General features: G+C 34.4%; 8 protein-coding genes. 1 reads left to right on the plus strand and 7 read right to left on the minus strand.

Annotation, left to right across the window (positions count from 1 at the left end):
- Window positions 1-53: 53 nt before the first annotated feature.
- Window positions 54-767 (plus strand): DUF4369 domain-containing protein, encoded by a 714-nt coding sequence (locus tag IL45_RS07150; protein WP_036581964.1) that lies wholly within the window; start codon window positions 54-56, stop codon window positions 765-767.
- On the opposite strand, the gene IL45_RS07155 is transcribed toward IL45_RS07150, so the two are convergent.
- From IL45_RS07155 to IL45_RS14785, 7 genes are all read right to left on the minus strand, one after another.
- Entirely contained in the window at window positions 762-1028 is a 267-nt protein-coding gene (locus IL45_RS07155) for a hypothetical protein (RefSeq protein ID WP_036581966.1), read from the minus strand. The genes IL45_RS07150 and IL45_RS07155 overlap by 6 nt on opposite strands.
- 39 nt (window positions 1029-1067) lie before the next feature.
- Window positions 1068-2039: a type I phosphomannose isomerase catalytic subunit gene (locus IL45_RS07160; RefSeq protein WP_036581969.1), complete on the minus strand. Its 972-nt coding sequence runs from the start codon at window positions 2037-2039 to the stop codon at window positions 1068-1070.
- Window positions 2039-2449 (minus strand): 6-pyruvoyl trahydropterin synthase family protein, encoded by a 411-nt coding sequence (locus IL45_RS07165; RefSeq protein ID WP_036581971.1) that lies wholly within the window; start codon window positions 2447-2449, stop codon window positions 2039-2041. Before IL45_RS07165 ends, IL45_RS07160 begins: the two co-directional genes overlap by 1 nt.
- Window positions 2446-2964 carry an isopentenyl-diphosphate Delta-isomerase gene (gene idi / locus IL45_RS07170; RefSeq protein WP_036581974.1) on the minus strand — a complete coding sequence of 173 codons (519 nt, stop codon included), beginning with the start codon at window positions 2962-2964 and terminating at the stop codon, window positions 2446-2448. The genes IL45_RS07165 and idi overlap by 4 nt, the downstream gene beginning before the upstream one ends.
- A gap of 116 nt (window positions 2965-3080) precedes the next feature.
- Window positions 3081-5060, minus strand: a complete 1980-nt coding sequence (locus IL45_RS07175; protein WP_036581976.1) for an OmpA family protein — start codon at window positions 5058-5060, stop codon at window positions 3081-3083.
- Between the two features lie 12 nt (window positions 5061-5072).
- Window positions 5073-6011 (minus strand): PorP/SprF family type IX secretion system membrane protein, encoded by a 939-nt coding sequence (locus tag IL45_RS07180; protein ID WP_036581979.1) that lies wholly within the window; start codon window positions 6009-6011, stop codon window positions 5073-5075.
- A gap of 58 nt (window positions 6012-6069) precedes the next feature.
- The coding region (locus IL45_RS14785; protein WP_200875689.1) for a gliding motility-associated C-terminal domain-containing protein at window positions 6070-7800 on the minus strand (1731 nt) is incomplete at its 5' end.

The following is a 7800-nucleotide window of genomic DNA, read 5'->3' on the forward strand; positions in this document are numbered from 1 at the left end:
TATATGGTATAAGTCAAACTTATACATCATATTTGCAGCCCAATAAAAAGCTCATGAAAAACACATTTATAGCCATAATTACTTTATTAATTTTAACTTCTTGCGGTAATGATAAGAACGGTAATCTGATTGTTAATGGAACCGTAGATGGACTTAAGATAGGTAAGTTATACTTACAACAATTGCAGGATACTACTTTAGTAAACGTAGATTCTGTTATTGTAGATGGAGAAGCGCCTTTTCAAATGAGCGCGACTATAGATGAACCACAATTAATGTACTTATATCTAGATAAAAAAGACGGTACCATTTATGATGACAGACTAACATTTTTTGCAGAGGATACGATCATTACAATCAATACAACACTCGATAAATTTGAAACTAACGCAGTCGTTTCTGGTTCAAAAAACCAAAAATTATATAATGAGTTTAATGAGGTGAACAAGCAACTATCAGAACGTTATACAGATTTATTTAAGCGCAGTATGAATTTGAGTCAAGCAGAGGTAAGAGATCAGGACTCTATCAATGCATTGTCCAGTGATATCAATAAGCATCTGAAGAGAAAAGTAGGTTATGCCTTAAATTTTGCAATGCTTAATAAAGATTATGAAATAGCACCGTTTATACTATTAAAAGAAGGCTATGAAGCAAATCCAGTATATCTAGATAGTGCTTATAACATGATGCCAAAAAAAATTCAGAGCAGTCGTTATGGAAAACAACTGTCTGAATTTATTAAAGAAAGAAAAGAGGAATTATAACTTATTGATACGCTCAATAAGTTCTCCACCTTTAGTTTCAAGATCTGTGCGCACACTTTTTAAGTGAGCTTTACGGTTTTCGACACTTTTGTCGTTCACTTTTGCGATTAATTCATCAAAGACAACGATACTGTCGTCTACGATTGCTTCAGTTGCTGCTACATCTGCATCTGGGTTAGCATCTTGTTGAATTAATGCTGCGTCTATAATATCTCCTATTACAAAGTTGATATCTTGTTTAAGGTCTCTAATACTTGCCATGGTAAATTATTTTATGCAAAAATACACCAAAATTAAACGCTATAGATGAACGCTCAACAATTTTGCCTCATTACTCGATTTCACTAATATATAAGGAACTGCAGCTGGTATTAAAATAGTTTGTGCAGGCTCTAATTTATGGTTTACACCATTACAAAAAACATCGCAAGACTCACCTACATTCATTAATACCATAAAGCTTTGGTGAGTATTTACCGCAATACGTTTACATCCTTTGAAGAAAAGATAATCTGTAGTAAAATATTGATTGGTGGCTAGATTCTGTTTTCCCGATTGTGTGGGATTATAATCAATCACATGGTTATGAGATTCTTGATAATCACTTACCTCAATAGAATCTTCAATATGTAATTCTCTTGCATTTCCTAAGTGATCTCTTCTATCAAAATCATAAACTCTATAGGTAATATCGCTAGACTGTTGAATTTCGGCCAGTGTAATACCTGCACCTATAGCATGTATCAAACCAGGTTTAATAAAAAAAGAATCGCCTTCCTTCACCTTGATTTGATTAAATAGATTCATTACGGTATTTTCAGAAATCGCTTTCGCGAAAGCGTCTTTATTACTCTCTTCCTTAAATCCTAGAATCAATCGTGAATCTGGCTGTGCATCCATGATATACCACATTTCAGTTTTACCAAAACTGTTGTGTTTCTTCATAGCTACAGAATCATCTGGATGTACTTGAATCGATAAATCCTGGGCTGCGTTGATATATTTGATAAGTAGTGGAAACTGTTTGCCGTGTAGTTCAATAACTTTTTTACCCAGCAATTCTAATGGAAATTTTTCAATCAACTCATTAAGATCAAGACCGCTATAGGCTCCAGTATTAACGACACTAACATCATTTTCAACAACTGAAATTTCCCAACTCTCACCTAATTGAGATATGGGTGGCTCTATATTTTTAATGGCATTGAGTTCTTCTCCACCCCAAATTTTTTCTTTAAAAATAGGCTTGAAACTTAACGGGTATAATTTCATTATTCTCCTTTATAGACTACAAAGTTGCGTTCTGTTTCATAGAGTTTTATTTCTATATCGTACTTTGAGTCGAGTTTTGCTTTTATTTTATTATAAATCACATAAGCAATATTTTCTGCCGTGGGATTTAATGTTTTGAAATCTGGAACTTCAATATTTAAATTCTTATGATCAAATGCATCTTCAACTTCAGATTTAATGACATCTTTTAAAATTTTTAAATCTATAAGATATCCTGTTTCTGGATCAACTTCTCCAGTAACACCTACTTCAAGATCATAATTATGACCATGAAAATTAGGATTATTACACTTACCAAATATAGCCGCATTTTTTTGATCACTCCAGTCAGGTCTATGTAGTCTGTGCGCTGCATTAAAGTGCGCTTTACGATATGCCGTTATTCTCATGAGATATGATTATAATATTTATCAAAAATGATCTTAAACCATGCTGTATAAAGATCTGGTTGCGCTATCATGTCTTCTTTAATATCGTTTGCCGTCATCCATTTATAACTTGCTACTTCATCCGGATTAATATTAGGATTTTCATTTGAGTATCCTACCATAACATGATCTAGCTCGTGTTCAGTAAGACCATTGTCAAATGGAGCTATATAGATAAAATGAAAAAGTTCTTTTAGATTTGCTGTCATACCCATTTCTTCAACGAGTCTTCTCTTGCCAGCCTCAATATTACTTTCTCCATCACGTTGGTGGCTGCAACATGTATTAGTCCATAAGCCAGGTGAATGATATTTACTTAGCGCTCTTTGCTGAAGTAATATTTCATCCTTGTCATTAATAATGAAAACTGAAAACGCTCTATGTAAAAGTGCTTTTTCATGGGCCTCAATTTTTTCCATAAGGCCTACTTTTTCATCCTCAGGATTTACTAATATAACGTACTCTTTATTATCCATTATTTTAATTATAGTTTCAAATTTACGAAATGACGTTATATCTTTTCCTAGTCACCATGTTAACAAAAAAAACCGTCAGAGATCGTCTGACGGTTTTTTTGTTGAACAGAAATTTATTATTTCAATTTCATAATTATAAATTCTGAACGTCTGTTAAGTTGATGTTGTTCTTCAGTACAATCCACACCATTAGAACATTCATTCACTAATTGATACTCTCCATAGCCTCTAGCCGTTAAGCGATTTGCCTTAATACCCTTCATAATTAGGTAAGCTCTCGTACTTTTTGCTCTACGATCACTTAATTTAATATTATAACCGTCAGTTGCACGACTATCTGTGTGTGATCTTATGTCAATAATCGAGTTAGGATAAGCATTCATAAATGCAAGGACTTTTTGTAATTCAATCTCTGCATCATACCTAATATTGTGTTTGTCAAAATCAAAATAGATCATATTAAGATCTAGTATAACATTTAAATCATCACCTACCTTAATATCAACAACCTTATCTTCTACTGCTTTTGCTACAGCAAGTGGTTGCTCTAATGTAGTAGAAACCTTAGGTGTTTGAACAAACTCTTCAGCAATAGAGAAATCTTCTTTTTGCGCTCTTATTGAATAATTCTGCCCACACTCTAGCACAAAGCTGTAAGCTGCATCCTCACCTACTACTATAGATTTTATTTTCTTATTGTCTTTATCAAATAGAGTTACTGTTGCAAACGGCATTAATTCACCGTTTTCTTCATTAGTAACTATCCCATTAATATCTACAACACATTTCAAATCTTTAGTTTGTTTGAAACTGTAAATATCATCTAGCCCTTTACCCGATTTCCTGTTAGAACTAAAATATCCAGTCTTTAAACTATCTTTAATAATAAAAGCAAAATCATCATATGAGCTATTGACTGGCTTACCTATGTTGATTACTTCTTTAACTGGCATTCCTTTATCATTAGTTTGCACTACATAAACATCTAAACCACCTAAACCTTGATGACCTGTTGATGAATAATAAAAATCGCCATTATCACTTATAAAAGGAAATAAATCATTACCAATTGTATTCACTGACTTCACATTAACAGGCTCACTGAATTCACCATTTTCATCGATGGTAACATACCAAATATCTGATGTCAATCTATTATTACCGTCGGTCATACTACCTGGTCGATCACTAGCAAAAAATAATCTTTTCCCATCCTTACTTAAAGCTGGATGCGCTGTTGAAAATTCATCGCTGTTAAAAGGTAGCTCTGTAATATTCTCCCATGGAGCAGAGGAGCTCACTCTTGTCGCTTTTAAAATTTTAAGTTTATTGATTTCATCAGAGCTAGTTTTATAACTACGCTTTACATAATTATTTCTAGTGAAGAACATAGTATTACCATCACTTGTAAAAACAGCATTACTCTCGTGAAATTTAGTATTAAGTGCCTTGTTTAATTTTACTTCATCGTTTAATTCTAATGTTGTTGAATCTGCAGTGGCTTTATATAAATTCAGAAAAACTCTTTCATTCCACTTATGACGTCTTTTAACTAAAGACGCTGTGTCTTGAGAACTTGCATAAACAATACTATTAGAATTAGGTAAATAAGACGTTCCAAAATCTTGAATCTCACTATTCATTTCAAGGTTTTTAATTTCATACCTACCAGATTGCCTTTTAATCTTTTCTAGATAATTAGGCTGATTAAGATAATTATCGAGGTATTGATCTTCTCCTTTTACATCTGCATAAAGGTCCAAAATCTCATCAGCTTTATCATAGTCTCGGATCGCTTTTAAAGTCTGGATATATTTGAAATAATAATTACGATCTATGGATTCCGCATCATACTGAAATACTTTGGCGTACCAAATATTAGCATTTGTGTAATCATTATTGTAATAATAAGTATCTCCTAATTTCTCAAAAACCTCTTTGTTTTCGTATCCATTTTTAACAATGCTTAAATACATTTTTTGAGCATCGATATAAGCAAGGTCTTTATAATCTTGATTAGATTCTTTCACCTTTTCCTTTTGTCCAAAAGTCACTCCTGACAGTAAGACAAATAGTATAAATAGTTTTTTAGTCATAATCTGTATATTTTAAAAGAATCGAGGCGTTATTATTCTATCGTAACTATTGAAAAGTTCAAACCTTACAAATAGCTCATAACTTCCATCATTGTATAAAGCATTTCCTAGCTCTGTAGTTTCTCGATCATATGCAAATCCTATCATCATTTGATCACTTAACTGAAACCCTACTAATCCACTAATAGCTGCACTCCAGCGGTAAGCGGCTCCTAATGTTAATTTCTCATTGAATAAAAAGTTTGCCGTTAAATCTACCTGTAGTGGAGACCCGTTTACCATCTTAACTAGTGTTGCTGGCTTAAACTTAATATCATCATTCAAATCAAATACATATCCTGCAGTTGCAAAGTAATGAATACGCTCTTCTGCAATAAAGGTCGTTGCACTTGTATCGTTGCTATCATCAAAGTGATTTGTCTGCAATACATTTGGTGTACTTAAACCTATATAAAAACGATCTGTGTGATAATATAGCCCTAAACCTACGGTAGGTGATAGCTTATTATCAATGTTCTCCTGCAATCTAGGATCTGACGTATTAAAAATATTAAGCTTTGTAAAATCTACATTTAATAAATGAACTCCACCTTTTAAACCAAAACTTAAACGGGCCTCATCACCTACTGGTAAGGTATAACTGAAGTCTGCAGCTATATAAGTCTCATCACTAGGTCCTATCTCATCGTTCACAACACTTAAACCTAGCCCTACTCGACTATTCTCAATAGGTGTATGCAATGATAAGCTTTGAGTACGTGGTGCTCCATCTAATCCTACCCATTGACTTCTATGTAGCCCTACAACACTCATCACACCGCGATTTCCTGCATATGCCGGATTAATCGTTATTGGATTATACATATACTGCGTGTATTGTGGATCCTGTTGTGCAGTAACCGCTTTCGCGAAAGCGAACAATAATATAATAGTTAATAATTTATTCATCATTTCTTATGTTATAAATAATTGAACTCACCAATTGAAATATCGGTGAGTTCAATAACATTTATCGATTAATATATAGATATCCAGCTAATTGCTTCGTCTCATTCTGGTCATTGATGTATTCAATAACGTAGAAGTAAGTCCCTTCTGGGAGCGCATCTCCTTGTCCTATAGTCACCCTACCTTCTGAGATACCTCTAAATGCGCGGTTAGCATTGTTATAATTATCAACATTATAAACTTCTACACCCCAACGATTAAAGATACTTACATTATTATCAAAGTTCTCAATTCCTTGAATAAGGAAGAAATCATTTTGCATATCTCCATCTGGTGTAACTGCATTATAGATATTAATACCTCTAGGGTCAGAATCTAAGTAATCAGGTATACCATCGTTATCATTATCCTCATCTATAGCATCTGGTCCGGTTACAATCATATCGTTATCATCATCTGTATCTCGATAATCAACGTCATCCATACCATCAGTATTGTTTAGGTCTGCAAATGGATCTGTACCAACGATTAAACCATTAGGATCTTCATAGCCTCCTAAATCACCATCAAAAGCATCATCTAAACCATCCATATCAGCATCGATACCTGAAGGAGTAATGTCTGGGAAACCATCGTTATCAAAATCGAATCCTTCAGTGCTATCAGGTACACCGTCATTATCAGAATCATCATCTAGATAATCAGGATTATCTGTACCGTCTGTATTTACTGGAGTAATACCTTCTCCAGCACCTGGAGCAGATTCATAAGCATCATCTAAACCATTACCATCTGCATCAACTCCACTAGGATTAATATAACCATCAGTTAATTGTGCTTCTACATTATCTGGTATACCATCATTATCTGAGTCTTGGTCAAACCAATCAGGAATACCGTCTCCGTCAGAATCACCGCCACCTTCTAATACATCTAAGATACCATCATTATCATCATCAATATCATCAACATCTGGTATACCATCACCATCATTATCTGCGAGTAGCATATAACCATCACTTATGGTAGTTGTTGTAGAACCTACAGTTACTACTACAAGAGCCTCTGGATCAGAACCTACAGTTGTCAAGTCATATCCATCTGGAAGTGAGTCCTCATCTACATCTACTGTATAATTACCTGCTGGAACTGTTACTACCCAATTACCTAATGCGTCAACAGTTGTAATAGTCACATTACCGAATTCATCTGTTAATTCGACAACAGTACCTGCTGGGAATAACATATCTACTAGTGGATCATAAACCCCATCGCCATCAACATCTTCATACACAAATCCTGTAACATCTCCACTACCCTGATAACCATCATCTACGGTAGTCGTTGTAGCACCAGCTACAACAGTAACCATTGATTCTGGATTAGAACCGGTAGTCGTCAATGTATAACCTCCTGGTAGGGTTGTTTCAATAACTTCAACAGTATAGTCACCAACTGGAACAGTAGCTGTCCAATTTCCTGCTGCATCCACAGTTGCCGTAAACACTGTACCTGCCGCATCTGTTAATTCTACTAAAGTACCAGCTGGGAATAGCATATCTACCGTTGGATCATACATACCATCACCATCAAAATCGATATATACAAATCCTGTAACGTTACCTGGAGTAGCTAACGGTGTGATTGTTGGATCATTCGTCGTATCACCATCCATGTCATTATCCTCATCAGCTGGATTCTCACTATCTGACACATCGCTTACTGGTCCGTTTGGACTTGTTGCATCTGTTGTCGCAGTATTCTCAACTTCTCCATTATCGATATCCATTTG

Source organism: Nonlabens ulvanivorans (genome assembly GCF_000732625.1).
GTDB classification, from domain to species: Bacteria; Bacteroidota; Bacteroidia; order Flavobacteriales; family Flavobacteriaceae; genus Nonlabens; species Nonlabens ulvanivorans.

What these genes read in the sequence shown, in the direction of transcription:
- IL45_RS07160 (WP_036581969.1), bottom strand. Translation starts at nt 2,039, where the DNA reads ATGAAATTATACCCGTTAAGTTTCAAGCCTATTTTTAAAGAAAAAATT.
- IL45_RS07175 (WP_036581976.1), bottom strand. Translation starts at nt 5,060, where the DNA reads ATGACTAAAAAACTATTTATACTATTTGTCTTACTGTCAGGAGTGACT.
- IL45_RS07155 (WP_036581966.1), bottom strand. Translation starts at nt 1,028, where the DNA reads ATGGCAAGTATTAGAGACCTTAAACAAGATATCAACTTTGTAATAGGA.
- IL45_RS07150 (WP_036581964.1), top strand. Translation starts at nt 54, where the DNA reads ATGAAAAACACATTTATAGCCATAATTACTTTATTAATTTTAACTTCT.
- IL45_RS07165 (WP_036581971.1), bottom strand. Translation starts at nt 2,449, where the DNA reads ATGAGAATAACGGCATATCGTAAAGCGCACTTTAATGCAGCGCACAGA.
- IL45_RS07180 (WP_036581979.1), bottom strand. Translation starts at nt 6,011, where the DNA reads ATGATGAATAAATTATTAACTATTATATTATTGTTCGCTTTCGCGAAA.
- idi (WP_036581974.1), bottom strand. Translation starts at nt 2,964, where the DNA reads ATGGATAATAAAGAGTACGTTATATTAGTAAATCCTGAGGATGAAAAA.